This window comes from Klebsiella sp. K4 (assembly GCF_014596785.2).
Classification (GTDB): Bacteria; Pseudomonadota; Gammaproteobacteria; order Enterobacterales; family Enterobacteriaceae; genus Klebsiella; species Klebsiella pneumoniae.
On sequence record NZ_CP115021.1, the window covers coordinates 3627149 to 3652298 of the forward strand.

The following is a 25150-nucleotide window of genomic DNA, read 5'->3' on the forward strand; positions in this document are numbered from 1 at the left end:
ATTACGTCATATTAATTAACAGGATATATTTCCGTTATTGTGGTTCATCGAGGAAAAGAATCACCACCAAACCAATGGCGGCGCAGATACCAAAATAGGTAAATACAGAATTAAAACTCCCGGTTTTATCAAGCAAGAAACCAGCCGCCATCGGCGCGACAAATCCACCGAGGTTGCCGCCGCTATTAATTATGGAAGAGGCGATTGGATAGGTTTTGCTATCCGAAACGGCCATACCGTACGCGGTAAAGGCTGGCCAGCCGATATTTAAACAAAAGCCGACAAAGAATAATCCAATACAAACTGCCAGGGTGCTGGCCGGGATATTCAGCATAATTAGCATCATGACCACCGTTGACACCGCAGTGAACATCATGGTGGGTTTACGCCGGCGGCCTAATAGCTTATCCGAAACCCATCCGCCGCCGATCGCGCCAATAAAGCCGCCGATGCACGGCATACTGGCCACGAAGCCCATACTCATTACATCGAAACCGCGCTCTTTGACTAAATACAGGGGGATCCAGGTTAATAATCCGTACAGCACGCTAACCATCATAAAATACGCCAGGCAGTCACCGAGAATATTTTTTGAGGTGAATAAGCCTTTCGCCGTATCAATTGGCGCCATTTTCTTTACCCGAATGATTTTATCCAGCCAGGTGAATCTTTCGGCAATTAAGATATTTTCGCGTACGCTATTATCATGACTTTCACGCCCGGCATTAATCTCTGCCAGTTCGCTTTGGGAAACAAATCCGCTCTCAGCAGGCTTGGATTTGACCAGCAGATACCACGCGATGGCCGCCACAATTCCGGGTATCGCGAAGGAGAAAAAGACCCACCGCCAGCCCCAGGTCACCGCAATCCACACCGCCAGCGGCGGCACAATAATCGGCGCAAACATGGTCGCCGCGATGTAAACGCCGGTTGCCGTGGCTTTCTCCTTTGGTGGAAACCAGTTATTTATGGTGGAAGCCAGCCCCACCGGGCAAGGCCCTTCGCTCAGCCCCAGTCCCAGCCGCACCAGCTTCAGGCCAAACACGGAGCTCACCGTGCCCATCAGCCAGGTAAAGGCGGAGAAGCCGAAAATGGAGAGCGATACCAGCCCCCGGGTACCGCGTTTGGCGATGAAAAAGCCGGCCGGGATCTGGCTTACCGCATAGCCGAGGAAAAACATACTGGCGATGGCCCCGGCTTCAAAATTATTGATATGAAACTCATCAATGATGAAAGGCAGTACCGCGCCAATATTCGTTCGGTCGGCGTAATTGATGGCATACACCAGAAAAATCATCGTCAAAACCACGAAACGATATTTCGTTTTCCTGGCGTCAGTACAGACCAGCGTATCTATACGTGACATAGGGTTTCCTCGTTTTATACCTCATCCACTTCGCTGTAAGCTGCCGCTTCGGATCACCGCGTTTTACTATCCATACAGGAGCAAGAGATAAATGCTTTTCGCCAGCGAAACAGGTGGTTAGGTGTTTTATAATTGCGATGCAAGCACATCGCAGTTTGTTATCAGGCCTGTGAGAGGAATATAACAACCCCAAAATGAAACGGTATTCAAAAAACCTCAATTATGATTGAGAAAAATTGAGTTAGTGACTTCCCGCAAATTTTTAGCGTTTACTGACCTGCGCGCTTTTAACAAGATAAATTGTTAAGCCCATCACAAATTAACGTTGTTTTTTCGCTTTTCCCTATGCTGTACATCCCGGCTGCGCCACGCTGTTCGCTATTTTCTTTTATTCGCGCCCCGCGCAGGATGCCGCCATGAGCCAACCGCTACCCAATAAAAATCTGCCGATGCCCTCTTTACGCAATATCCAGGCTTTTATTGAAGTCGCCGCTACCGGCAGCCTTAATCTGGCCGCAGAGAATCTCAATATTACCGCCTCGGCGGTCAGCCATCAGATAGCCAGCCTGGAGCACTTTCTGGGGAAAAAACTGTTCTCCCGCAGCAGCAAAGGCGTCACGTTAACGGCGGTGGGAGAAAAATATCTCAAAGAGGTCTCCGGGGCGCTGAATATGATTGGCCAGGCCACCAGCCAGGTGATCAACGATATCCATCAGGATTATTTACGCATTCATTCGGCGCCGAGCTTCGGCCTGCTATGGCTGATGCCCCGTCTGGATAAATTCCGCCAGGCGTGGCCGGCGTTAAAAATCAGCCTGACCTGTTCATACGAAAGCATCCAGTTCTCCCGGGATAATATTGATATCGATATTCGTCACGGGCTGTCACAGTGGCCGACGTTGCTGGTCAGAACCATTAAAAATGAGCGCGTCCTGCCCTACAGCGCAGCGTCTTATTTAGCCAGCCATCCTGTGCAGGCTGTGGAAGATCTGCTGGCCTGCGATCTGATCCACTCCGACAGCACCTTGATTAACTGGAGCAACTGGCTGTCGTGGCACAAGGTCCGCGGCTGGCATAAAAACTTCATTTTTAATTTCGACCGGTCATATATGAGCATCGAGGCGGCCAGAATGGGGATGGGCGTGATCCTCGAGAGCAATCTGCTGGCCGGCGGACACGTGCGCCAGGGACAGCTGACGCCGGTATTTGCCGACGAGCGGAGCATGCCGGTCGGCGCGCACCACTTCGTCCTCCCCCACGCTAATGAACAGAAGGAGAAGGTCCAGCGTTTCTTCGCCTGGGTCGCCGGAGAGCTGAAAGAGGAAGGGTTCCATATTTGATCCCGGCTGGTGGACAAACCGCCAGTCGGCGCCTAAAGTTAATCAATCGATTGATTAATTTTTACCGAGCGCGATGACCAGTAAAGGCGAACAGGCAAAAAATCAGCTTATCGCGGCCGCTATCGCCCAGTTTGGCGAGTACGGCCAGCACGCCACCACCCGCGATATCGCCGCCCAGGCCGGGCAGAATATCGCCGCTATCACCTATTATTTTGGCTCGAAAGACGATCTGTATCTTGCCTGCGCCCAGTGGATCGCCGATTTTATCGGCGACAATTTTCGCCCGCAGGCCGAAGCGGCGGAGCACCTGCTTGCCGGGGAAGCGCCGGATCGCCAGGCGATCCGCGACCTCATCCTTAGCGCCTGCCACAACATGATCCTGCTGCTCACCCAGGACGATACGGTTAACTTAAGCAAATTCATTTCCCGTGAGCAGCTGGCGCCGACCGCCGCCTACCATCTGATCCACCAGCAGGTGATTGCCCCCCTGCACCATTATCTCACCCGGCTGATTGCCGCCTGGACCGGCTGCGAAGCCAGTGATACGCAAATGATCCTCCATACCCACGCCCTGCTGGGCGAGGTGCTCGCTTTCCGTCTCGGGCGTGAAACTATCCTGCTGCGCACCGGCTGGACGCAGTTTGACGCGCAAAAAACGGAACAGATTTTCGAAGTCATTACCTGTCATATCGATTTCATCCTGCATGGGTTATCGCAAAGGAGTTTGGGCTGATGAAAAAACCCGTCGTCGTCATTCTGCTGATCGTGATTCTTCTCGCCGCGCTGGGCGGCGGCTGGTGGTGGTACCAGAGCAGCCGGCAGCAGCCGCTGACCCTGTATGGCAATGTCGATATCCGCACCGTCAACATGAGCTTCCGCGTTGGCGGTAGGTTGGCCTCGCTGACCGTCGACGAAGGCGACAGCATCCGCGCCGGGCAAACTCTCGGCGAGCTTGACCGCGCGCCGTATGAAAATGCCCTGCTGCAGGCCCAGGCCAATGTCTCCACCGCCCAGGCGCAGTATGACCTGATGATGGCCGGCTACCGCGCGGAAGAGATTGCCCAGGCCGCGGCGGCGGTGAAACAGGCGCAGGCCGCTTACGACTATGCGCAAAACTTTTATCAGCGCCAGCTCGGGCTGCGCGCCAGCAGCGCCATTTCCGCCAACGATCTGGAGAATGCCCGCTCCTCGCGCGATCAGGCGCAGGCAACGCTCAAATCGGCGCAGGATAAGCTGCGTCAGTATCGCGCCGGTAACCGCCCGCAGGAGATTGCCCAGGCCAAAGCCAGTCTGGAACAGGCGCAGGCGGCGCTGGCCCAGGCCAAACTGGACCTGCACGATACCGTGCTCACCGCCCCTTCTGACGGTACGCTGATGACCCGCGCCGTCGAGCCCGGCACTATGCTCAACGCCGGCGGTACCGTACTGACGCTGTCGTTAACGCATCCGGTGTGGGTCCGCGCCTATGTTGACGAGAAAAATCTCGGCCAGGCGCAGCCGGGACAAGAAGTGCTGCTCTATACCGACAGCCGGCCGGATAAGCCCTATCACGGCAAAATCGGTTTTGTCTCGCCGAGCGCTGAATTCACGCCGAAGACCGTCGAGACCCCGGATCTGCGCACCGATCTGGTCTACCGTCTGCGCATTGTGGTGACTGATGCCGACGGCGCGCTGCGCCAGGGAATGCCGGTGACCATCTCCTTTAGCCACGGGAACGGACATGAGTGAGACCGTCATCGCCTTAAACGGCCTGAGCCGCCGTTTTCCCGGTATGGACAGGCCAGCGGTAGCGCCGCTCACCTGCACGATCCGCGCCGGCTACGTCACCGGGCTGGTGGGGCCCGACGGCGCGGGGAAAACCACCCTGATGCGAATGCTCGCCGGATTGCTCAAGCCTGATGAGGGCCGCGCCAGCGTGATAGGCTTCGACCCGCTAAAAGACGACAGCGCCCTGCACGCGGTGCTCGGCTATATGCCGCAGAAGTTCGGCCTGTATGAAGATCTGACGGTGATGGAAAACCTGACCCTGTACGCCGACCTGCGCAGCGTCACCGGCGAGGCGCGGAAGAAAATTTTCGACCGCCTGCTGGAGTTCACCTCCCTTGGTCCATTCACCGAACGGCTGGCAGACAAGCTTTCCGGCGGGATGAAGCAAAAGCTGGGCCTCGCCTGTACCCTGGTGGGCGATCCGAAAGTACTGCTGCTCGATGAGCCCGGCGTCGGCGTCGACCCTATCTCGCGCCGCGAGCTATGGCAGATGGTGCACGAGCTGGCCGGCGACGGCATGCTGATCCTGTGGAGCACCTCCTATCTCGATGAAGCCGAGCAGTGTCGCGATGTGCTGCTGATGAACGAAGGCAAACTGCTCTATCAAGGGGAGCCGACGGCGCTGACGCAAACCATGGCCGGGCGCAGCTTTCTGGTCTCCAGCCCGCAGGAGAACAACCGCCGCCTGCTGCAGCGGGCGCTGAAGCTGCCGCAGGTTAGCGACGGGGTGATCCAGGGCAAATCGGTGCGTCTGATCCTGAAAAAGGACGCGCGCATTGAGGAAGTCCAGCAGCATGGCGACATGCCGCCGCTGCAGGTGGCCGACACCGCGCCGCGCTTTGAAGATGCGTTTATCGACCTGCTCGGCGGCGCCGGGACCGCTGAATCGCCGTTGGGGGCGATTATCCATCGCGTTGACGGCAGCAAAGAGGAAACGGTCATTGAAGCCCAGTCGTTAACGAAAAAGTTTGGTGATTTCGCCGCTACCGACCATGTCGATTTCCAGGTTAAGCGCGGTGAAATTTTCGGCCTGCTCGGCCCCAACGGCGCCGGGAAATCCACCACCTTCAAAATGATGTGCGGCCTGCTGGTGCCCACCTCCGGCAAAGCGCTGGTGCTGGGAATGGATCTCAAGGTCAGCTCTGGCAAGGCGCGCCAGCATCTGGGCTATATGGCGCAAAAATTTTCGCTGTACGGCAACCTCAGCGTCGAGCAAAACCTGCGCTTTTTCTCCGGCGTCTATGGCCTGCGCGGCCGGGCGCAAAATGAAAAAATCGCCCGGATGAGCGATGCCTTTGGCCTGGAAAGTATCGCCCGCCACGCCGCCGACGAGCTGCCGCTCGGCTACAAGCAGCGGCTGGCGCTGGCCTGCTCCCTGATGCATGAACCCGATATTCTGTTTCTCGATGAACCCACCTCCGGCGTCGACCCCCTCACCCGCCGCGAGTTCTGGCTACATATTAATAGCATGGTTGATAAAGGCGTGACGGTAATGGTCACCACCCACTTTATGGATGAGGCGGAATACTGCGACCGCATCGGGCTGGTCTATCACGGCAAGCTTATCGCCAGCGGGACCCCGGATGCGCTGAAGGCCCAGGCGGCGGACGACAGCCAGACGGACCCGACCATGGAGCAGGCGTTTATTACCCTGATTAACCGCTGGGACAAGGAGAATAGCCATGGGCAATAGCATTCTCTCCTGGCGGCGGGTCCGCGCCCTGTGCGTCAAAGAGACCCGGCAGATTGTGCGCGATCCCAGCAGTTGGCTGATCGCGGTGGTGATCCCCCTGCTGCTGCTGTTTATCTTCGGCTACGGCATTAACCTCGACTCCAGCAGGCTGCGGGTCGGCGTATTGCTTGAGCAGCAGAGCGAAGAGGCGCTGGATTTCGTCCATACCATGACCGGCTCGCCCTATATCGATGCCACCGTCAGCGACAGCCGCAGGCAGCTGATTGAGATGATGCAGGCCGGGCGCATCCGCGCCATGGTGGTCATTCCGGTGGATTTCGACCGCCAGATGGCCCGCCCCGGCGCCGACGCACCGCTGCAGCTCATCACCGACGGCAGCGAGCCCAATACCGCCAACTTCGCTCAGGGCTATGTGGAAGGTATTTGGCAAATCTGGCAGCAGCAGCGGGCGGAAGACCGCGGCGAAACCTTTGAACCGCTGATCGACGTGCAGATGCGCTACTGGTTTAACCCGGCGGCTATTAGCCAGCACTTTATTATCCCCGGGGCGATCACCATCATCATGACCGTGGTCGGCGCCATACTGACCTCGCTGGTGGTGGCCCGCGAATGGGAGCGCGGCACCATGGAGGCGCTGCTGTCGACGGAGATCACCCGCGCCGAACTGCTGCTGTGCAAGCTTATTCCCTACTATTTCCTCGGCATGCTGGCGATGCTGCTGTGTATGCTGGTGTCGGTATTTATTCTCGGCGTGCCCTATCGCGGCTCGCTGCCGATCCTGTTTGTCATTACCAGTCTGTTTTTGCTCAGCACCCTGGGGATGGGGCTGCTGATCTCAACCATTACCCGCAACCAGTTTAACGCCGCGCAGGTGGCGCTGAACGCCGCCTTTTTACCGTCGATTATGCTGTCCGGGTTTATTTTCCAGATAGACAGTATGCCGGCGGTGATCCGCGCGGTGACCTATGTGATCCCGGCGCGCTATTTCGTTAGTACTCTGCAAAGCCTGTTTCTGGCGGGCAATATTCCGGTGGTGCTGCTGGTCAACGTGCTGTTTTTGATTGCGTCGGCGGTGATGTTTATCGGTCTGACGTGGCTGAAAACCAAACGGCGTCTGGATTAGGTTTTGTCCGGTGGCGCTGCGCCGACCGGGCCTACGGTTTAACCAACATCGATTATACGGTTCGCCGATCCCGTAGGCCGGGCAAACGCAGTGCCGCCCGGCGTGGTTGAATGGGCCAAAGGAGCTATTATGTTTCACCGTTTATGGACATTAATCCGCAAAGAGCTGCAGTCGCTGCTGCGCGAGCCGCAGACGCGGGCGATTTTAATCATGCCGGTGCTGATTCAGGTGCTGCTGTTTCCCTTTGCCGCGACGCTGGAGGTGACCAACGCCACCATCGCTATCTACAACGAGGACAGCGGTCGCCACGCGGTGGAACTCACTCAGCGCTTTGCCCGCGCCAAAGCCTTTACCCACGTCCTGCTGCTGCAAAGCCCGCAGGCGATCCAGCCGACCATCGATGAACAAAAAGCTCTGCTGGTGGTGCGCTTCCCGGCCGATTTCTCGCGCAATCTGGATAACTATCAAACCGCCCCGCTGCAGCTTCTGCTCGACGGACGCAACTCCAACAGCGCGCAAATCGCCGCCAACTATCTGCAACAGATTGTGAAAAACTATCAGCAGGAGCTGCTGGAGGGTAAAGCGAAGCCGAACAACAGCGAGCTGGTGGTGCGCAACTGGTACAACCCGAATCTCGACTATAAATGGTTCGTGGTGCCGTCGCTTATCGCCATGATCACTACCATCGGGGTGATGATCGTCACCTCGCTGTCGGTGGCTCGCGAGCGCGAGCAGGGCACCCTTGACCAGCTGCTGGTCTCCCCCCTCGCCACCTGGCAAATTTTCGTCGGCAAGGCGGTGCCGGCGCTGATCGTCGCCACCCTGCAGGCAACTATCGTGCTGGCGATTGGTATCTGGGCCTATCAGATCCCGTTTGCCGGCTCGCTGCTGCTGTTCTATTTCACCATGGTGATTTACGGTCTATCGCTGGTGGGCTTTGGCTTATTGATTTCGTCGCTGTGCGCCACCCAGCAGCAGGCGTTTATCGGCGTGTTCGTCTTTATGATGCCGGCTATTCTCCTGTCGGGGTACGTCTCACCAGTGGAAAACATGCCGCAGTGGCTGCAGGATCTGACCTGGATAAATCCCATCCGCCACTTTACCGATATCACCAAGCAAATTTATCTGAAGGATGCGAGTCTGGAGATTGTGTGGGGAAGTTTGTGGCCGCTACTGGTCATAGCGGCCACCACCGGCTCAGCGGCGTATGCGATGTTCCGAAGGAAGATTGCGTAATACCCGTCATCGTTCAAACTACAACGGCGTTGGCTTTCCTTACTCACCCCAGTCACATAGTTATCTATGCTTCTGGGGATTCGCTGCGTTGCCGCCTTGTTGTAGCCCGAACGCTTTAGGGTAACGGCTCTTATCTTTCGCCAGCAGCGAGACCACCGCCGGGCCTGCCAGTATCACCAGCCCGGCGAGGGCCAGCAGCAGGTTGTTGTGCAGCACGCGCGACAGCAGCCACAGCGCTATCATGGCCGCGCCGAAGTACCAGGTCGTGGTGAGCTCCTCAAGGAAGTCTCCCACATCGCGCCAGCGCGCCTCATGGTGACGCTGTAAAAACAGCATCGCCAGCAGCGTGACGCTGTAGAGGACGCACAGTCCCAATCCGACGCGCACCAGCGCGCCGCTCATCCAACCCATCACCAGTACTGCCACGACCAGTAGATGCAACATAATCTGCCAGCAACTAAGACCCGTTGCGACGCGTACACGTTGTTGCCACTTCATGGCTTCTCTCCTGAAGGATTTTTCTCTGCTACTCAGAGTACCGCACTTTACGGAAAATTCCGTAACACCGCATCTTTTTGTGACGTCTACTACACTATTTTATTCAGGAAAGTGACATTTACTGGAGAATTATGGCTGAGCCAACGGCGGGATTTTCGTTGAACGTGCTGACAATTAACACCCATAAAGGCTTTACGGCGTTTAATCGGCGTTTTATTTTGCCCGAACTGCGCGACGCCGTGCGCAGCGTTAGCGCGGATATTGTTTGCCTGCAGGAGGTGATGGGCGCTCATGAGGTACATCCGCTGCACATCGAAAACTGGCCGGATACGACCCATTATGAATTTCTCGCCGACACCATGTGGAGCGACTACGCCTACGGGCGCAATGCGGTTTATCCGGAAGGCCACCACGGCAACGCCGTGCTGTCGCGCTTTCCCATTGAATACTACGAAAATCGCGATATCTCGGTCGGCAACGGGGAGAAGCGCGGCCTGCTGTACTGCCGCATCGTGCCGCCGCGGAGCGGGATAACTATTCACGTGATTTGCGTCCATCTCGGTCTACGCGCCGACCAACGGCAGGCGCAGTTGACCATGCTGGCGGAGTGGGTCAATACCCTGCCCGCGGGCGAGCCGGTGGTGGTGGCTGGCGATTTTAACGACTGGCGTCAGCAGGCTAACCAGCCGTTAAAAGCCCAGGCCGGGCTGGAAGAGATCTTTACCCGCGCCCGCGGACGGCCGGCGCGCACCTTTCCGGTCAGTTTTCCGCTGTTGCGCCTCGACCGCATTTACGTCAAGAACGCCCACGCCAGTCGCCCGAAGGCGCTGGCCCTTAAACAATGGCGGCATCTGTCCGATCATGCACCCCTTAGCGTGGAGATACATTTGTGAAATGTCGTTGGCAGGAAGGCAACCGCATTACGCTACTGGAGAATGGCGACCAGTACTATCCGGCGCTGTTTGCGGCCATCGGTCGCGCCAGCCGGCGGGTGATCCTCGAATCCTTTATCTGGTTTGAAGATGAGGTAGGCCGGCGGCTGCACGCGGTCCTGCTCGAGGCTGCCCGCCGCGGCATCCAGGTGGAGGTGCTCCTCGACGGCTATGGTTCCCCGGATCTCAGCGATGAATTTGTCGGCGAGCTCACCGCCGCTGGTGTGATTTTCCGCTACTACGATCCGCGTCCTAAGCTGATGGGGATGCGCACCAATCTGTTCCGTCGCATGCACCGTAAAATCGTGGTAATCGACGACACCACCGCCTTTGTCGGCGGTATTAACTACTCCGCCGAACATATGAGCGACTACGGTCCGGAGGCGAAGCAGGATTATGCGGTGCAGGTCGAAGGGCCGGTGGTGCTCGACATCCTGCAATTCGAGCTGGAAAACCTGCCCAACAGCGAAACCGCCCGCCGCTGGTGGCGACGTCGTCGCCACCAGCCGGAGATTAACCAGACCCCCGGCGAGGCGCAGGCGCTGTTCGTCTGGCGCGACAACCAGGAACACCGCGACGATATTGAACGCCACTACCTGAAGATGCTGACCAGCGCCCGCCGGGAAGTGATTATCGCTAACGCCTATTTTTTCCCCGGCTACCGCCTGCTGCATGCGATGCGCAATGCCGCGCGGCGCGGAGTACGGGTTAAGCTGATCGTGCAGGGCGAACCGGATATTCCCATTGTGAAGTTTGGCGCCCACCTGCTCTATCACTATCTCGTTAAGGGTGGGGTGCAGATTTACGAATATCGCCGTCGCCCGCTGCATGGCAAGGTCGCTCTGGCAGACGACCACTGGGCCACCGTTGGGTCAAGCAACCTGGATCCGCTTAGCCTGTCGCTGAATCTGGAAGCCAATCTGATCATCCACGATCGGGTGTTTAACCAGACGCTGCGCGATAATCTCAACGGGCTTATCGCCCGGGATTGCCAGCGGATCGATAAAACGATGCTGCCGAAACGCAACTGGTGGCGGCTGGGCGTCAGCGTGATGGCTTTCCACTTTCTGCGCCACTTCCCGGCATGGGTCGGCTGGCTACCGGCTCATACCCCGCGGCTGGCCAGAGTCAGCCCGCCGGTCCAGCCGGAAATTGAAACTCAGGACCGCGTCGAGTCTCCAGCCAGGGATAATCCACTATGAGCAAATCACATCCCCGCTGGCGGATGGCGAAAAGAGTGCTGACCGTGCTCTTTTTTATCGCCGTCATCGTCCTGTTGGTGATCTACGCGCAAAAAGTCGACTGGCAGGACGTGTGGAAGGTGATCCGCGGCTACGATCGGCTGGCCTTGTTTAGCGCCATTGCGCTGGTTATCGTCAGCTACCTCATTTACGGCTGCTACGATCTGCTCGGTCGGGCCTATTGCGGGCACAAGCTGGCGAAACGCCAGGTCATGCTGGTGTCGTTTATCTGCTACGCCTTCAACCTGACCCTCAGCACCTGGGTCGGCGGGATCGGTATGCGCTACCGGCTGTACTCGCGGCTGGGGCTGAACGGCAGCACCATCACCCGTATTTTTTCCTTAAGCATTACCACCAACTGGTTGGGCTATATTCTGCTGGGCGGGGTGATATTCACGGCAGATCTGGTGAAGCTGCCGCCGCACTGGTACATCAGCCAGACCACTCTGCGCATTATCGGCGGGGTGATGCTGATCCTTACGCTTTGCTATCTGTTCGGCTGCGCGTTCGCCAAACGCCGTCACCTGACGATTAAAGGCCAGCGGCTGGTGCTGCCCTCCTGGCGCTTCGCGCTGCTGCAGATGGGGCTCTCGGCGGCGAACTGGATGGCGATGGGGGCGATAATCTGGCTGCTGTTGGGCAGCGAGATTAACTATTTTCTGGTATTAGGGGTGCTGCTGGTGAGCAGTATCGCCGGGGTGATTATCCATATTCCGGCTGGGATCGGCGTGCTGGAGGCGGTGTTTATCGCCATGCTCTCCGGGGAAGATATTTCGAAGGGCGCGATCATTGCCGCCCTGCTCGCCTGGCGCGCGCTCTATTATTTCCTGCCATTGCTGCTGGCGACGGTGGCCTATCTGCTGCTGGAGAGCCGGGCGAAAAAGCTGCGGCAAAAGAACCAGCGCAAACTGGCCCGCGAATGAAACGGCCAGGTCGCGCTGCGCTTGCGCGGGCCTGCGGGGTGTGAGCCTGTGAGAGGATCCTGTAGGCCGGGTAAGGCGCAGCCGCCACCCGGCAATACCACGGGTACCGTACCTGATATCTCGCCCGGCGGCGCTGCTGGACTGACCCCATAAAGTTGGATGGTTCATATTAAGCGGCTCTCAGAGCCTGGGTTCGGTACTCTACCGGACTCAGACCTTTTAATTTCAGGCTTATCCGCTCGTTGTTGTAGTAATGGATATAGTCCTCTACGGCTTTTCTTAGCGCACTGACACTCCTGAACTCCCTCAGATAAAAACACTCCGATTTCAGGGTCCCGAAGAAGTTTTCCATCACTGCATTATCCAGGCAGTTTCCTTTACGCGACATACTCTGCGTCATCCCATGCGCCTTTAAACGTTCCTGATAGCTCCTCATCCTGTAATGCCAGCCCTGATCCGAGTGCAGCAGCGGAGCATCTCCCGGTCTGAGCTTCGGGAACGCACCGTCCAGCATCGTATTCACCATCTCCATCACCGGCCTTTCCGACAGGCTGTAGGCGATAACCTCCCGGTTAAACAGATCGAGAACTGACGACAGGTAAAGCTTTTTTCCCTGTACCGGGAACTCTGTCACATCTGTTACCCATTTTTCGTTGGCTTTTGACGCACCGAAGTTCCGGCTCAGGATATTGGGCGCGGCCTCGCCCGTTCTCCCTTTCCAGGCACGATATTTTTTCGCCCTTATCACAGACCGGAGTGACAGTTCTGCCATCAGCCGCTGCACTGTTTTATGGTTTATCCGCAGCCCCTGTTTTCTCAGTGCGAGCGTGATCCTGCGGTAGCCATAACGACCTTTGTGATAGTGGTATATCTTCCTGATGTTCTCTTTAAGACCCGCATACCTGTCCCCTTGCTTCAGTGCATTCATATTGTAATACCACGTGCTACGGGACATACCGGCCGCCCGCAGAAGGTCCCGCAGAGCGTGTTCATGCCTTAGTTCACTGATTATCAGGGCTTTTTGCCATTTTTTTCGCTCTGAACCAAGGCTTTCAACTTTTTTAGATAGGCATTCTCTGCCCGCAGATAACGCAGTTCGGCCCTGAGCTCTTCGGGGGAGAGTTTTTCCAGCTCTTTATCTGTCAGTGGTGGGATATTTTTTGGCTTTGTCATTTGTCCGGGCCGTCCGCATTGCATGTTTAAAAGACCTTCCGCTCCGGCATCGTTGTACACGTCGAGCCAGCGCCGGACAAGTATTTCTGCGGAGAGGTTAAACCGGGCAGCCGCTTCACGCATCGTCAGGCGGTCACTGATAACCGCCCGGACGACCACGAGTTTAAATTCATCGGAATAATGATTATTTTTTGCAGTCAGGCCTTCTGCACCGTGGAACTGCCATGCCCTGACCCAGCGACGGACAGATGTTCTTTCAATACCAAAAAGGTCGGCTGTACTCTGTTCTCCGTCTTTACCGGACAAATAATGATTAACCACAGCCAGTTTTGTTTCAGGGGAATACTTTGGTTTAGCCATAAAATTGCACCTTACTCAGTTGGGTGTCCAACTTTTGGGGTGCAGTCCATGCGCTTGCGCGGGCCTACGGAGTGTGAGCCTGTGAGAGGATCCTGTAGGCCGGGTAAGGCGCAGCCGCCACCCGGCAAAATCAAGGGTACCGTGCCTGATGCCATCGCCCGGCGGCGCTACGCTTGCGCGGGCCTGCGGAGTGTGAGCCTGTAGGCCGGGTAAGGCGCAGCCGCCGCCCGGCAATACCACGGGTACCGTACCTGATATCTCGCCCGGCGGCGCTGCGCTTGCCGGGCGTTCGGAGATGCAACCCCTTGATATAAAGAGGTTAGCGGCGGTTGCCCATAATACGCAGCAGCATCAGGAACAGGTTGATGAAGTCCAGATACAGCGTTAAGGCGCCAAGGATCGAGTATTTACGCAGCGTGGCGCTGTCGCGGGTATCAATCTGCTCGCCGATGTTTTTCAGCTTCTGGGTGTCATACGCCGTCAGGCCGACAAACAGCACCACCCCAATGTAGGTCACAGCCCACATCAGCGCCTCGCTCTTCAGCCACAGGTTGACCAGCGACGCCAGCACGATGCCAATCAGCCCCATAAACAGCATGCTGCCGAAGCCGCTCAGATCGCGCTTCGTGGTGTAACCATACAGGCTCATCGCCCCAAACATCCCGCCGGTGACCACAAAGGTGCTGGCGATCGATGAATAGGTATAGGCGATAAAAATGCTCGATAGCGTCAGTCCGGTCAGCGCCGAATAGAGCATAAACAGCGTGGTGGCCATCCCGGCGCTCAGCCGTTGCACCATTCCCGACAGCACAAACACCAGCGCCAGCTGGGCAATAATCAGCCCGAAGAAAGTGATTTTGCTCGAAAAGACGAACATCATCACTGCCGGAGTATTCGCTGCAAACCACGCGATAAACGCCGTCAGCAGCAGGCCGACCGTCATCCAGCCGTACACCTGCGCCATGTAAGTCTGCAGGCCGGTACGGCCCTGCACTATTGAATCGGAACGCGGATATCTGTCCATGACTCTCTCCTGATTAACAAAGTTTCACCCTGTAAGCGTATCACACTACCAGCGCTCTGCCGCCTGGCGATCGCTGTCGCGGGCGTCGACCCAGCGTTCGCCATCCGGCGTCGCTTCACGCTTCCAGAACGGCGCGCGGGTTTTCAGGTAATCCATAATAAACTCGCCGGCGGCGAAGGCGCTGCCGCGGTGAGCGCTGGTGACGCCGACAAACACAATCTCTTCCCCCGGCCACATTTCGCCGATGCGATGGATAACCGTCACCCGGCCCAGCGGCCAGCGCTCGCGCGCCAGCTCGACAATTTCCGCCAGCGATTTTTCAGTCATCCCCGGATAGTGCTCGAGGGTCAGCGCCTTCACGCTGTCGCCGAGGTTGTGGTTACGCACTTTACCGGTGAAGGTGACCACCGCGCCGTCTTCATCGCGTTCCGCCAGCCAGGGATATTCCTCACTGACGCTAAAGCGCGCCGGGCTGACCACGATACGGGTTTGCGTCATGTCAGCCCCCCGTTACCGGTGGGAAGAACGCCACTTCGTCGCCGCTGGCCACTGGATGTTCGAAAGAGGTTAGCGTCTGGTTAACCGCCGCCAGCAGCTTGCCCTCCTCCAGGGCCAGCGCCCAGCGATCGCCGCGGGCGGCAAGCTGCTGACGAACCGCTTCGACAGTCGCCAGTTCGCTGGCATCAAGGGTCAGCGAATCGGTACCGACCAGCTCGCGCACCTGGGCAAAAAACAGAACCTTAATCATGGCATTCACCCACCTTAAAATCGCCGGACTTGCCGCCGCTTTTCGCCAGCAGGCGCACCGGGCCAATCACCATATCCTTCTGCACCGCTTTGCACATATCGTAAATGGTCAGCGCGGCAACCGAGGCGGCGGTCAATGCTTCCATCTCGACGCCGGTTTTCCCGGTGAGTCGGCAGAGCGATTCAATGCGCACCCGGTTATGTTCCGGCTGCGCCTGCAGATTGACTTCCACTTTGCTGAGCATCAGCGGATGACACAGCGGGATCAGCTCCCAGGTACGTTTTGCCGCCTGGATCCCGGCGATACGCGCGGTGGCGAACACATCGCCTTTGTGGTGGCTGCCGTCGATAATCATCGCCAGGGTCGTCGCCTGCATTTCAACGTAAGCCTCGGCGCGCGCTTCGCGCACCGTTTCCGCTTTGCCGGAGACATCGACCATATGGGCTTCACCCGCGGCGTTAATATGGGTCAGTTGTGACATAGATTATTTCTTCAGGTGTGGAATGAAGTTACAGGGACGGGTGCGGGCATCAAGCTGCGGGGCGATGATGTTGTCCCACGCCGTACGGCAGGCTTTGGTTGAGCCCGGCATGGCGAAAATCAGCGTGCGGTTGGCGACGCCGGCCACGGCCCGGGACTGCAGCGTCGAGGTGCCGATCTCTTCGAAGGACAGCATGCGGAACACTTCGCCAAAGCCTTCGACCTCACGGTCAAACAGCGGCAGCAGCGCTTCCGGCGCCTGATCGCCGTCGGTAAAACCGGTGCCGCCGGTGATCAGCACCACCTGGACGTTATCGCTGGCTATCCACGCCGATACCTGAGCGCGGATGGCGTAGCGATTCTCTTTGACGATCGCCTTCTCGACGACTTGGTGCCCCGCCTCCTGCGCCGCCTCGCGCAGCCAGTGACCGGAAGTGTCGTCCTCTTCGCCGCGACGGCTGGAAACGGTAAGAATAGCAATACGGGTCGGGATAAACTCAGCGCTAGCCTGGCTCATCTGAATGCTCCTTTCGAAAACGATTAACCGCCAATATAGGACAGGTTCTGCGTAATACCGGTGTTGCCCTGATGCAGGAAATGGGTCTGCTTTTTATGGGTTAAGGCTTCGGCGATCCGCGCCTCCAGCGCGGCCTGCTGCTGGTCTTCGGCCATCAGGTCGCGCAGGTCGACGCCGCCTTCGCCAAACAGGCACAGGTGCAGTTTGCCAACGGACGAGACGCGCAGCCGATTGCAGGTGGCGCAGAAGTCTTTTTCATACGGCATGATGAGGCCGATCTCGCCGGCGTAGTCCGGGTGACAAAAGACCTGCGCCGGGCCATCGCTGCGCTGGCGGATCTGATGGATCCAGCCGCGGCGCAGCAGTTCATCGCGCAGCACCATGCCGGAGAGATGGTGACGGCGGAACAGGTCGCTGCCTTCACCGGTTTCCATCAGCTCAATAAAGCGCAGCTGGATACGACGGGGTTGGATCCACGCGAGGAAGGTATCGAGCTGGTGATGGTTAACATCACGCATCAGCACGGTATTCACCTTTACCTTGTCAAAGCCGGCGGCGAAGGCGGCGTCAATGCCGTCCATCACCTGGTGGAACTTGTCCTGGCCGGTGATGGCATGGAACTGGCGGGCGTCGAGGCTATCAACGCTGACGTTAATCGCCGTCAGGCCGGCATCGCGCCAGCGTTCGACATCGCGCGCCAGGCGGTAACCGTTGGTAGTGACCGCAATCTGACGGATCGCCGGGTTTTCACGCACGGCGGCAATGATCTCGGTGAAGTCGCGGCGCAGGGAGGGTTCCCCACCGGTGAGGCGAACTTTTTCGGTGCCCAGCGCAGAGAAAGCGCGCGTAACCCGGCGTACTTCGTCTACGCTGAGAAAGCCATTGTTATTGACGGCGCCGGGCTTATAACCGTTCGGCAGGCAGTAGGTGCAACGGAAGTTGCACACATCGGTAATCGACAGACGCAGGTAATAAAACTTACGCGCGAATGCATCGGTAAGCTGTGAGGCCATATACACCTTTCCAAATACGGGAGACGCGGTCATTTCTTTCCACGCCCTGGCGACAACCGGCGGCGTCGCGGCCAAATCGCCATATCTTTTGACACAGGCGAAGAGGCTAGAGTGTTAACAGGTTATGTCGATAGTAGCGCGTTACAGGCAGTTTCGCCATTGGCGATTTCGCTATATAATTTTATACATATCGCTATCTTCGTGCATTTTCGCTACAGAATAGCCATAAATCATTTTTTTGCCTTGATGTCGGTCAGTTTGTCGGGCTCCTCCCATCGTCTTTTAGGGGTAGATCGGGTAGTGTGTGGCCGTTTATGTGAAATAAGGAATTTCTATGCGCAATCGTACATTCGCTGACCTCGATCGGGTGGTAGCGCTCGGCGGCGGGCATGGTTTGGGCCGGGTGATGTCCTCCCTCTCCTCGCTCGGTTCACGGCTGACCGGCATTGTCACCACCACCGATAACGGGGGTTCCACCGGGCGGATCCGTCGTTCGGAAGGTGGCATTGCCTGGGGCGATATGCGCAATTGCATCAACCAGTTAATTGCCGAGCCGAGCGTAGCGTCGGCGATGTTTGAGTATCGTTTTGGCGGTAACGGCGAGCTTTCCGGACATAACCTCGGAAATTTGATGTTAAAGGCGCTGGATCACCTGAGCGTGCGGCCGTTAGAGGCGATCAATTTGATCAGAAACCTGCTGAAAGTGGACGCTTTCCTGATCCCGATGTCAGAACAACCGGTGGATTTGATGGCGCTCGATCATGAAGGCCATGAAGTTTATGGCGAAGTGAATATTGATCAGCTTGATAATGTGCCGCAGGAGCTGATGCTCACCCCGCCGGTACCGGCCACCCGCGAGGCGGTAGAGGCTATCGCCGAAGCCGATTTGATCCTCATTGGGCCGGGCAGTTTTTACACCAGCCTGCTGCCGATCCTGTTGCTCGACGAGATGGCCCAGGCGTTGCGCCGCACCCCGGCGCCGATGGTTTTTATCGATAACCTCGGCAAAGAGCATAGCCCGGCCGCGAGGCTGTCGCTGGCGGAGCGCATCGCGATTATGGAGCGCTATGTAGGCAAACGGGTGGTGGATGCGGTGATCGCCGGTCCAAAAGCCGATATCAGCGGCATCGACGACCGGTTGGTGATCCAGACGCCGCTGGAGGCCAGCGACGTTCCCTATCGTCATGACCGGGCGCTGCTTCGCGGGGCGCTGGAGAAAGCGATCCAGCTGCCGGGCTGATCCTGCGCGCCGGAGGCGGCCCTCTTCGGCGCACCTTAAAATCTTAAGGTTGTCTTAAAATAGGGCTGGCACTATACCCTCATCTTTTTCTGTGGGTGTGCATTATGTCGTTATTGACTCTGCGTCGGCCGGTGCTCAGCCGCACGACTTATCTGATTCTCTTTGCTTGCTATATCGGTATCTGTCTCAACCTGGCTTTTTATCGCCAGGTTTTCCCGTTACTGCCGGTAAATAGCCTGCATAACTGGCTGGTATTCCTCAGTATGCCGATCGTGGCCATTAGCGTGATGAATATCCTCACCACTCTCGCCTCGTTCCTGAAGCTGGACCGGCTGGTGATTAGCCTGTTCATTCTGCTCAGCGCCTCGGCGCAATACTTCATCTGGAACTTTGGCGTGGTGATCGACCGCAGCATGATCACCAATATCCTCGACACCACTCCGGCGGAAAGCTTTGCTCTACTCTCCGGCGAAATGATTGCCGTCCTCGGCCTTTCCGGGGTTTTGGCGGTATTCATCGCCTGGTGGGTGAAAATCCGTAAGCCCGCCACGCGGTGGCGCGGCGCGGCGATGCGCCTGCTCAATATCGCCGTTTCGGCGCTGCTGATTATTCTGGTGGCCGCGCTGTTCTACAAAGATTACGCCTCGGTGTTCCGTAACAACAAAGAGCTGGTGAAATCCCTGAGCCCTTCCAACAGCATTGTGGCCGTGAACTCCTGGTATGCTCATCATCGGATGGACAACCTGCCGCTGGTGAAGATTGGCGAAGATGCCACGCAGAAAGCGGTGATGCATAACGCTCCCCGTAAGAACCTGACGATCGTCGTGCTCGGCGAGACTTCGCGAGCGGATAACTTCTCACTGGGCGGCTATTCGCGCGACACCAACCCGCTGATGCGGCAGGACGGCGTGATCTATTTTCCGCATACCACTTCCTGCGGCACGGCAACCGCAGTTTCCGTGCCGTGCATGTTCTCCAATATGCCGCGCGCGCATTATGACGAAGAGCTGGCGCACCATCAGGAAGGCGTCCTAGATATTCTACAGCGCGCAGGGATCCAGGTACTGTGGAACGATAATGACGGCGGCTGCAAAGGCGCCTGCGACCGGGTACCACACCAGAACGTCACCGACCTGAAGCTCATCGGGCAGTGCATCGATGGCGAGTGCTACGATGACGTCCTGTTCCATAATCTCGACAGCTATATCGATAACCTGCAACAGGATGGCATTATTGTGCTGCATACCATCGGCAGCCACGGTCCGACGTACTACAATCGCTATCCAGCGGCGTTTCGCAAATTCACGCCGACCTGCGACACCAATGAGATCCAGGGCTGTACCCGGGAGCAGTTGACCAATACCTATGACAACACCATCCTTTATGTCGACTATGTCGTTGATAAAGCGATAAAACTACTGCAATCTAAACAGGATAAATTTACCACTAGTCTGGTTTATTTGTCCGACCACGGCGAATCGCTGGGAGAAGATGGCGTCTATTTGCATGGTCTGCCGTATTCCATCGCGCCGGATACGCAGAAACATGTGCCGATGGCGCTGTGGCTCTCCGCCGACTACCAGCAGCGCTACGGTATTTCCGCGCACTGTCTGCAGCAGCGGGCGCAAAAAGAGAATTACTCGCAGGATAATCTGTTCTCCACCCTGCTCGGCCTGCTCGGCGTCAGCACCCGCGAGTACCAGGCGGCAGATGATATCTTAACGCCATGTAGAGAGGCTGGTTGATGAAAATCTTAGTCATTGAAGACGATGCGCTGCTGTTGCAGGGGTTAATTCTGGCGATGCAAAGTGAAGGATACGTGTGCGACGGCGTCTCCACCGCGCACGAAGCCGCGCTATCGCTGGCCAGCAATCACTACAGCCTGATCGTACTCGACCTCGGCCTGCCGGATGAAGACGGGCTGCATTTTCTCTCCCGCATGCGGCGGGAGAAAATGACCCAGCCGGTGCTGATCCTCACCGCCCGCGATACGCTTGAGGATCGCATTAGCGGTCTCGATACCGGGGCGGATGACTACCTGGTAAAACCCTTTGCCCTGGAGGAACTCAATGCGCGCATTCGCGCCCTGCTCCGCCGGCATAACAACCAGGGCGATAATGAAATCAGCGTCGGCAATCTGCGCCTTAACGTCACTCGCCGCCTGGTGTGGCTGGGTGAAACGGCGCTGGATCTTACGCCGAAAGAGTATGCCCTGCTGTCGCGGCTGATGATGAAAGCCGGTAGCCCGGTGCATCGCGAGATCCTCTACAACGACATTTACAGCTGGGACAACGAGCCGGCGACCAATACCCTGGAAGTGCATATTCACAACCTACGCGAAAAGATTGGCAAATCGCGGATCCGCACCGTCCGGGGCTTTGGCTATATGCTGGCTAACAACATCGACACGGAATAGACCATGGCTCTGTTTGCAACTGAAACCTGGACCATGCGCCACCGGCTGCTGCTGACCATCGGCGCCATCCTGGTGGTCTGCCAGCTGATAAGCGTCTTCTGGCTATGGCATGAGAGCAAAGAGCAGATCCAGCTGCTGGTGGCCAGCGCTATCGAAGGGCACAACAACCAGAAACATGTGGAGCATGAGGTACGGGAAGCGGTTGCCAGCCTGCTGGTGCCGAGCCTGCTGATCGTTGGCCTGGCGCTGTATATCAGCATGCTGGCGGTGCGCAAGATCACCCGCCCGCTTTCACGTCTGCAAAGCGAACTGGAGAACCGCACGCCGGACAACCTCACCCCTATCGTACTCAGCGAATCGGTGCCCGAAGTCACGGCGGTAACCACCGCCCTGAATCAGTTGGTTTCCCGCCTCAATCTGACCCTCGACCGCGAGCGGCTGTTTACCGCCGACGTGGCGCATGAGCTACGCACCCCGCTGGCCGGGCTGCGGCTGCACCTTGAGCTGCTGGCGAAAGTGCATGGCATGGGCGTCGACCCGCTGATCCAGCGTCTCGATCAGATGACCACCAGCATTTCCCAGCTGCTGCAGCTGGCGCGCGTCGGCCAGTCCTTTTCCGCCGGCAGCTACCAGCAGGTGCTGTTGCTGGATGACGTGGTAAAACCGCTGCAGGACGAACTGGAGGCTATGCTGGCGCAGCGTCAGCAGCGGCTGCTGCTGACGGATATCGAAAACGAGACCGTCGTCTCTGGCGATGCGACGTTAATCCGCGTGATCCTGCGCAATCTGGTGGAGAATGCTCACCGCTACAGCCCTGAAGGGTCGACGATCCGCGTGTCGGTGAAAGCAGGCCTGATGCCGGTGATGGCGGTGGAAGATGAAGGGCCGGGGATCGATGAGGCGAAAAGCGGCGAACTCAGTAAAGCCTTCGTGCGCATGGACAGTCGCTACGGCGGCATTGGCCTCGGACTGAGCATCGTCACGCGCATCGCTCAGCTGCATGACGCCCAGTTTTTTTTGCATAACCGACAGCCAGGGCCAGGGGTCCGCGCGTGGGTGCTATTCCCGCAGCGCGGGGGTCAGAACGTCAGCACCCATTGATGGAAGAAGGCAACAATAATGACCAGGGCGGTGGCGACCGCCAGATATTCACGGAAGTTAATTTTTTGCATGGGCGCTATCCTCATCAGGTTGAAGATAGTGTCGCCTGGCGAGATTAAGCAAACATTAAGAAGGCCGCAACGCGGCCTTTTTTCTTCTCAAATGTTTGTTATCTGGCAAGCAGGACGATAAGAGAAGCGCGCCTTCACTATACCCCGCACGTCCACTCCGCCAGTCTGCGCCCAGAATCAGGAGGCGGCGATAAACAGCTCGCGCAGCTGATGCAGCTGGTCGCGTATTTGCGCCGCCTCCTCAAACTCGAGGTTCTGCGCGTGCTGCATCATCTGCCCTTCCAGCTCGTGGATTTTCTGCTGCAGCGCTTTTGGCGTCATATCCACAGCGCTAAGCCCGGCAGGCTCAACGACCTTCGCTTTACCGCGCCCTTTGGCTTTGGTTTTCGCCAGGCCCTGGCCCAGCTGCAGGATATCCACCACTTTCTTATTGAGCCCCTGCGGCACGATGCCGTGCTCTTCGTTGTAGCGCTGCTGTTTCTCCCGTCGACGCTCGGTCTCGCCAATGGCTTTGGCCATGGAGGGGGTGATCTTATCGCCGTAGAGGATGGCCTTGCCGTTGACGTTGCGCGCCGCGCGGCCGATGGTCTGGATCAGCGAGCGTTCAGAACGCAGGAAGCCCTCTTTATCCGCATCCAGGATCGCCACCAACGACACCTCAGGCATATCCAGCCCCTCACGCAGCAGGTTGATCCCCACCAGCACGTCAAACTCGCCAAGACGCAGGTCGCGGATGATTTCCATGCGCTCGACGGTGTCGATATCCGAGTGCAGATAGCGCACGCGCTCGCCGTGCTCCTCAAGGTACTCGGTTAAGTCCTCCGCCATCCGCTTGGTGAGAGTGGTGACCAGCACGCGCTCGTTGATGGCCGTGCGCAGGCGGATCTCTGACAGCAGATCGTCGACCTGGGTCGCCACCGGGCGCACTTCGATGATTGGGTCAAGCAGACCGGTCGGCCGCACCACCTGATCCACAACCTCGCCGCCGGATTTATCCAGCTCATAGGCGCCCGGGGTCGCCGACACATAGATGGTTTGCGGTGCCAGCGCTTCGAATTCTTCAAACTTCATCGGTCGGTTATCCAGCGCCGACGGCAGGCGGAAACCGTATTCCACCAGCGTCTCTTTGCGCGCCCGGTCGCCCCGGTACATACCGCCGATCTGCGGCACCGTGACGTGGGATTCGTCAATCACCAGCAGGCCATCCGCCGGCAGATAGTCGAACAGGGTCGGCGGCGGCTCGCCGGGCCCGCGCCCGGAGAGAAAGCGCGAGTAGTTTTCAATGCCCGAGCAGTAACCCAGCTCGTTCATCATTTCGAGGTCAAACTGGGTACGCTGGGTTAAGCGCTGCTCTTCCAGCAGCTTGTTGTTGGCCAGCAGCACCTTGCGCCGCTCCGCCAGCTCCAGCTTGATCTCTTCCATCGCCTGGACGATGCGCTCCCGCGGCGTTACGTAGTGGGTCTTGGGATAAATGGTATAGCGCGGCACCGTCCCTTCGACGTGGCCGGTGAGCGGGTCGAACAGCGACAGACGCTCGACCTCTTCGTCAAACAGCTCAATGCGCAGGGCGATATCGTCGGATTCCGCTGGGAAGACGTCGATCACCTCGCCGCGCACGCGAAAAGTGCCGCGCTGGAAGGCCTGATCGTTGCGGGTATACTGCAGTTCGGCCAGACGACGCAGGATCGCTCGCTGGTCAATCAGCATACCGACCGTCAGATGCAACATCATTTTCAGATACAGGTCCGGGTCGCCGAGGCCGTAGATCGCCGAGACTGACGCCACCACCACTACGTCGCGCCGCTCGAGCAGCGCTTTGGTGGCCGACAGACGCATCTGCTCAATATGTTCGTTAACCGAGGCGTCCTTCTCAATGAAGGTATCTGAGCTGGGAACGTAGGCTTCCGGCTGATAGTAATCGTAGTAGGAGACGAAATACTCGACGGCATTCTCCGGGAAAAACTCTTTCATCTCGCCGTAGAGCTGAGCCGCCAGGGTTTTGTTTGGCGCCAGCACCATCGTCGGCCGCTGCAGGTCGGCAATCACGTTGGCGATGGTAAAGGTTTTACCGGAGCCGGTAACCCCCAGTAGCGTCTGATGCGCAAGCCCATCCTCCAGCCCCTCTTCCAGGCGGCGGATGGCTTCCGGTTGGTCTCCGGAGGGGCGAAAGGCGGAATGCAGTACAAACGATTTACTCATCAATCAGAACCTGAAAAAAGAATTAGCGGCCGGTGTTTAATTCTACCCCCCGGGCCGTTTTTTGCCAATAAATTATACTGGATATTTAAACAGTGCGTACTTATGATAACGCCACAAAAGGGTCTTATTGGCCGGCAAGCTGGGTGCAAAACGCGCGTCAGACGGAATAATCCTCCGGCCGCCAGGGTTATCCCCAGAAAATTTTACCTTTTAACATTTGTCAAGCGGACGGGTGAAACTTTTATGGCAGCAGATGACGCTTTTCTTACACCCATTGATTTTATCTAACAAGCTGATATTAAAGTGCTTTAACGAAAAGACGCCTTTCGCGCCAATTCAGCCGCAAGCCGCGTACGCTCTAGCTTACCGCAGGTTTTCTAACTCTAATACACAAGGTTATCCACAGGAATAGTGGATAACTGTCCGCAGCCCAAGACCACCGCCGCCCGGCGCCTGCCGCCTTTTGCGGTCAACCGCGTGGCGAAAAATTTTTATCGAACTATTTTTGATAACTATCCGCTTAAAGCCGCTCGATTTTTGCTGCTTTTTGCACCACCCTTTAGCGTCGGGCACCGGAAAAGTGCAGCCCCGGCGCTGACGAGGCCCGATGGTATCGGCGTTTAGCGCTTTTTTCCGAGCGTTCTTTTTCCTGGCAAGAGTTTTGCAGCATCTTTCTGTCGCCCTGACGC

General features: G+C 57.5%; 25 protein-coding genes and 1 riboswitch. Of the genes, 14 read left to right on the forward strand and 11 right to left on the reverse strand.

The window, feature by feature from the left end:
- Window positions 1-34: 34 nt before the first annotated feature.
- On the reverse strand, window positions 35-1366 hold the full coding sequence (locus IB144_RS18065) for an MFS transporter (protein WP_004191230.1): 1332 nt from the start codon (window positions 1364-1366) through the stop codon (window positions 35-37).
- A 287-nt stretch (window positions 1367-1653) separates the two neighbouring features.
- The gene (locus tag IB144_RS18070; RefSeq protein ID WP_004142057.1) at window positions 1654-1791 is read right to left on the reverse strand and encodes a hypothetical protein; all 138 of its coding nucleotides are present in this window, start codon (window positions 1789-1791) and stop codon (window positions 1654-1656) included.
- On the opposite strand from IB144_RS18070, the gene IB144_RS18075 reads away from it, so the two are divergent.
- From IB144_RS18075 to IB144_RS18100, 6 genes are all read left to right on the forward strand, one after another.
- Window positions 1783-2706: a LysR substrate-binding domain-containing protein gene (locus tag IB144_RS18075; RefSeq protein ID WP_004179102.1), complete on the forward strand. Its 924-nt coding sequence runs from the start codon at window positions 1783-1785 to the stop codon at window positions 2704-2706. The genes IB144_RS18070 and IB144_RS18075 overlap by 9 nt on opposite strands.
- Window positions 2707-2779: 73 nt before the next feature.
- The gene (cecR, locus tag IB144_RS18080; protein ID WP_002895746.1) at window positions 2780-3439 is read left to right on the forward strand and encodes a transcriptional regulator CecR; all 660 of its coding nucleotides are present in this window, start codon (window positions 2780-2782) and stop codon (window positions 3437-3439) included.
- The gene (gene hlyD / locus IB144_RS18085; protein WP_002895745.1) at window positions 3439-4434 is read left to right on the forward strand and encodes a secretion protein HlyD; all 996 of its coding nucleotides are present in this window, start codon (window positions 3439-3441) and stop codon (window positions 4432-4434) included. The genes cecR and hlyD overlap by 1 nt, the downstream gene beginning before the upstream one ends.
- Window positions 4427-6166, forward strand: coding sequence for an ATP-binding cassette domain-containing protein (locus tag IB144_RS18090; protein ID WP_065888829.1), 1740 nt, complete (start codon window positions 4427-4429; stop codon window positions 6164-6166). The genes hlyD and IB144_RS18090 overlap by 8 nt, the downstream gene beginning before the upstream one ends.
- Window positions 6156-7289, forward strand: a complete 1134-nt coding sequence (locus IB144_RS18095) for an ABC transporter permease (protein ID WP_002895739.1) — start codon at window positions 6156-6158, stop codon at window positions 7287-7289. The genes IB144_RS18090 and IB144_RS18095 overlap by 11 nt, the downstream gene beginning before the upstream one ends.
- A gap of 129 nt (window positions 7290-7418) precedes the next feature.
- Complete coding sequence (locus IB144_RS18100; protein ID WP_004142068.1) at window positions 7419-8525, forward strand: ABC transporter permease; 1107 nt, start codon at window positions 7419-7421, stop codon at window positions 8523-8525.
- A 60-nt stretch (window positions 8526-8585) separates the two neighbouring features.
- Here the strand turns inward: IB144_RS18100 and IB144_RS18105 are convergent, their stop codons facing one another.
- Entirely contained in the window at window positions 8586-9023 is a 438-nt protein-coding gene (locus tag IB144_RS18105) for a YbhQ family protein (RefSeq protein WP_004176793.1), read from the reverse strand.
- A gap of 131 nt (window positions 9024-9154) precedes the next feature.
- On the opposite strand from IB144_RS18105, the gene IB144_RS18110 reads away from it, so the two are divergent.
- Genes IB144_RS18110 through IB144_RS18120 form a run of 3 tightly spaced genes read left to right on the forward strand, consistent with a single transcriptional unit; the run spans window position 9155 to window position 12119 of the window.
- Complete coding sequence (locus IB144_RS18110; protein ID WP_004179098.1) at window positions 9155-9916, forward strand: endonuclease/exonuclease/phosphatase family protein; 762 nt, start codon at window positions 9155-9157, stop codon at window positions 9914-9916.
- Window positions 9913-11157: a cardiolipin synthase ClsB gene (gene clsB, locus IB144_RS18115; RefSeq protein WP_048337607.1), complete on the forward strand. Its 1245-nt coding sequence runs from the start codon at window positions 9913-9915 to the stop codon at window positions 11155-11157. Before IB144_RS18110 ends, clsB begins: the two co-directional genes overlap by 4 nt.
- A complete protein-coding gene (locus tag IB144_RS18120) occupies window positions 11154-12119 on the forward strand; it encodes a lysylphosphatidylglycerol synthase domain-containing protein (protein WP_002895728.1) in 966 nt (321 codons plus the stop codon). The genes clsB and IB144_RS18120 overlap by 4 nt, the downstream gene beginning before the upstream one ends.
- A gap of 169 nt (window positions 12120-12288) precedes the next feature.
- Here IB144_RS18120 and IB144_RS18125 read toward each other — a convergent pair.
- The 7 genes from IB144_RS18125 to moaA form a co-directional block, all read right to left on the reverse strand.
- A protein-coding gene (locus IB144_RS18125; RefSeq protein WP_085955203.1) for an IS3-like element ISKpn1 family transposase occupies window positions 12289-13652 on the reverse strand; the annotation gives its coding sequence in 2 pieces (ribosomal slippage) (window positions 12289-13184 and window positions 13184-13652; 1365 coding nt in all).
- Window positions 13653-13971: 319 nt separating this feature from the next.
- The gene (locus tag IB144_RS18130) at window positions 13972-14676 is read right to left on the reverse strand and encodes a Bax inhibitor-1/YccA family protein (RefSeq protein ID WP_004142079.1); all 705 of its coding nucleotides are present in this window, start codon (window positions 14674-14676) and stop codon (window positions 13972-13974) included.
- A gap of 45 nt (window positions 14677-14721) precedes the next feature.
- Entirely contained in the window at window positions 14722-15174 is a 453-nt protein-coding gene (moaE, locus tag IB144_RS18135; protein WP_002895674.1) for a molybdopterin synthase catalytic subunit MoaE, read from the reverse strand.
- A gap of 1 nt (window position 15175) precedes the next feature.
- Window positions 15176-15424, reverse strand: a complete 249-nt coding sequence (gene moaD, locus IB144_RS18140; protein ID WP_002895672.1) for a molybdopterin synthase sulfur carrier subunit — start codon at window positions 15422-15424, stop codon at window positions 15176-15178.
- Window positions 15417-15905 carry a cyclic pyranopterin monophosphate synthase MoaC gene (gene moaC / locus IB144_RS18145; protein ID WP_002895670.1) on the reverse strand — a complete coding sequence of 163 codons (489 nt, stop codon included), beginning with the start codon at window positions 15903-15905 and terminating at the stop codon, window positions 15417-15419. The genes moaD and moaC overlap by 8 nt, the downstream gene beginning before the upstream one ends.
- Window positions 15906-15908: 3 nt before the next feature.
- Window positions 15909-16421 carry a molybdenum cofactor biosynthesis protein B gene (gene moaB, locus IB144_RS18150; protein ID WP_002895668.1) on the reverse strand — a complete coding sequence of 171 codons (513 nt, stop codon included), beginning with the start codon at window positions 16419-16421 and terminating at the stop codon, window positions 15909-15911.
- 23 nt (window positions 16422-16444) lie between these two features.
- Window positions 16445-17434, reverse strand: a complete 990-nt coding sequence (gene moaA / locus IB144_RS18155) for a GTP 3',8-cyclase MoaA (RefSeq protein ID WP_002895665.1) — start codon at window positions 17432-17434, stop codon at window positions 16445-16447.
- A riboswitch (molybdenum cofactor riboswitch) is annotated at window positions 17422-17560 on the reverse strand. Its footprint overlaps the gene before it by 13 nt.
- A 208-nt stretch (window positions 17561-17768) precedes the next feature.
- Between moaA and yvcK the strand changes: the two genes are divergently transcribed.
- The 4 genes from yvcK to pmrB all read left to right on the forward strand — a co-directional run bounded on the left by yvcK (window position 17769) and on the right by pmrB (window position 22191).
- Window positions 17769-18674: a uridine diphosphate-N-acetylglucosamine-binding protein YvcK gene (gene yvcK / locus IB144_RS18160; RefSeq protein ID WP_004142092.1), complete on the forward strand. Its 906-nt coding sequence runs from the start codon at window positions 17769-17771 to the stop codon at window positions 18672-18674.
- A 104-nt stretch (window positions 18675-18778) separates the two neighbouring features.
- Entirely contained in the window at window positions 18779-20419 is a 1641-nt protein-coding gene (gene eptA / locus IB144_RS18165; RefSeq protein WP_040216950.1) for a phosphoethanolamine transferase EptA, read from the forward strand.
- A complete protein-coding gene (gene pmrA / locus IB144_RS18170; RefSeq protein ID WP_002895659.1) occupies window positions 20419-21090 on the forward strand; it encodes a two-component system response regulator PmrA in 672 nt (223 codons plus the stop codon). The genes eptA and pmrA overlap by 1 nt, the downstream gene beginning before the upstream one ends.
- A 3-nt stretch (window positions 21091-21093) precedes the next feature.
- Window positions 21094-22191 carry a two-component system sensor histidine kinase PmrB gene (pmrB, locus tag IB144_RS18175; RefSeq protein WP_004179093.1) on the forward strand — a complete coding sequence of 366 codons (1098 nt, stop codon included), beginning with the start codon at window positions 21094-21096 and terminating at the stop codon, window positions 22189-22191.
- A 248-nt stretch (window positions 22192-22439) separates the two neighbouring features.
- On the opposite strand, the gene uvrB is transcribed toward pmrB, so the two are convergent.
- Window positions 22440-24461: an excinuclease ABC subunit UvrB gene (gene uvrB, locus IB144_RS18180; RefSeq protein WP_004147678.1), complete on the reverse strand. Its 2022-nt coding sequence runs from the start codon at window positions 24459-24461 to the stop codon at window positions 22440-22442.
- 411 nt (window positions 24462-24872) lie between these two features.
- Here uvrB and IB144_RS18185 point away from each other — a divergent pair, with 411 nt between their 5' ends.
- The gene (locus tag IB144_RS18185; protein WP_032419759.1) at window positions 24873-25085 is read left to right on the forward strand and encodes a hypothetical protein; all 213 of its coding nucleotides are present in this window, start codon (window positions 24873-24875) and stop codon (window positions 25083-25085) included.
- The last annotated feature ends 65 nt before the right edge of the window (window positions 25086-25150 follow it).

Coding starts and splice junctions, on each gene's coding strand:
- IB144_RS18110 (WP_004179098.1), top strand. CDS start 9,155: ATGGCTGAGCCAACGGCGGGATTTTCGTTGAACGTGCTGACAATTAAC.
- IB144_RS18095 (WP_002895739.1), top strand. CDS start 6,156: ATGGGCAATAGCATTCTCTCCTGGCGGCGGGTCCGCGCCCTGTGCGTC.
- yvcK (WP_004142092.1), top strand. CDS start 17,769: ATGCGCAATCGTACATTCGCTGACCTCGATCGGGTGGTAGCGCTCGGC.
- IB144_RS18120 (WP_002895728.1), top strand. CDS start 11,154: ATGAGCAAATCACATCCCCGCTGGCGGATGGCGAAAAGAGTGCTGACC.
- moaB (WP_002895668.1), bottom strand. CDS start 16,421: ATGAGCCAGGCTAGCGCTGAGTTTATCCCGACCCGTATTGCTATTCTT.
- IB144_RS18130 (WP_004142079.1), bottom strand. CDS start 14,676: ATGGACAGATATCCGCGTTCCGATTCAATAGTGCAGGGCCGTACCGGC.
- pmrA (WP_002895659.1), top strand. CDS start 20,419: ATGAAAATCTTAGTCATTGAAGACGATGCGCTGCTGTTGCAGGGGTTA.
- IB144_RS18090 (WP_065888829.1), top strand. CDS start 4,427: ATGAGTGAGACCGTCATCGCCTTAAACGGCCTGAGCCGCCGTTTTCCC.
- moaA (WP_002895665.1), bottom strand. CDS start 17,434: ATGGCCTCACAGCTTACCGATGCATTCGCGCGTAAGTTTTATTACCTG.
- eptA (WP_040216950.1), top strand. CDS start 18,779: ATGTCGTTATTGACTCTGCGTCGGCCGGTGCTCAGCCGCACGACTTAT.
- cecR (WP_002895746.1), top strand. CDS start 2,780: ATGACCAGTAAAGGCGAACAGGCAAAAAATCAGCTTATCGCGGCCGCT.
- uvrB (WP_004147678.1), bottom strand. CDS start 24,461: ATGAGTAAATCGTTTGTACTGCATTCCGCCTTTCGCCCCTCCGGAGAC.
- IB144_RS18105 (WP_004176793.1), bottom strand. CDS start 9,023: ATGAAGTGGCAACAACGTGTACGCGTCGCAACGGGTCTTAGTTGCTGG.
- hlyD (WP_002895745.1), top strand. CDS start 3,439: ATGAAAAAACCCGTCGTCGTCATTCTGCTGATCGTGATTCTTCTCGCC.
- moaC (WP_002895670.1), bottom strand. CDS start 15,905: ATGTCACAACTGACCCATATTAACGCCGCGGGTGAAGCCCATATGGTC.
- IB144_RS18075 (WP_004179102.1), top strand. CDS start 1,783: ATGAGCCAACCGCTACCCAATAAAAATCTGCCGATGCCCTCTTTACGC.
- pmrB (WP_004179093.1), top strand. CDS start 21,094: ATGGCTCTGTTTGCAACTGAAACCTGGACCATGCGCCACCGGCTGCTG.
- IB144_RS18100 (WP_004142068.1), top strand. CDS start 7,419: ATGTTTCACCGTTTATGGACATTAATCCGCAAAGAGCTGCAGTCGCTG.
- moaD (WP_002895672.1), bottom strand. CDS start 15,424: ATGATTAAGGTTCTGTTTTTTGCCCAGGTGCGCGAGCTGGTCGGTACC.
- IB144_RS18065 (WP_004191230.1), bottom strand. CDS start 1,366: ATGTCACGTATAGATACGCTGGTCTGTACTGACGCCAGGAAAACGAAA.
- moaE (WP_002895674.1), bottom strand. CDS start 15,174: ATGACGCAAACCCGTATCGTGGTCAGCCCGGCGCGCTTTAGCGTCAGT.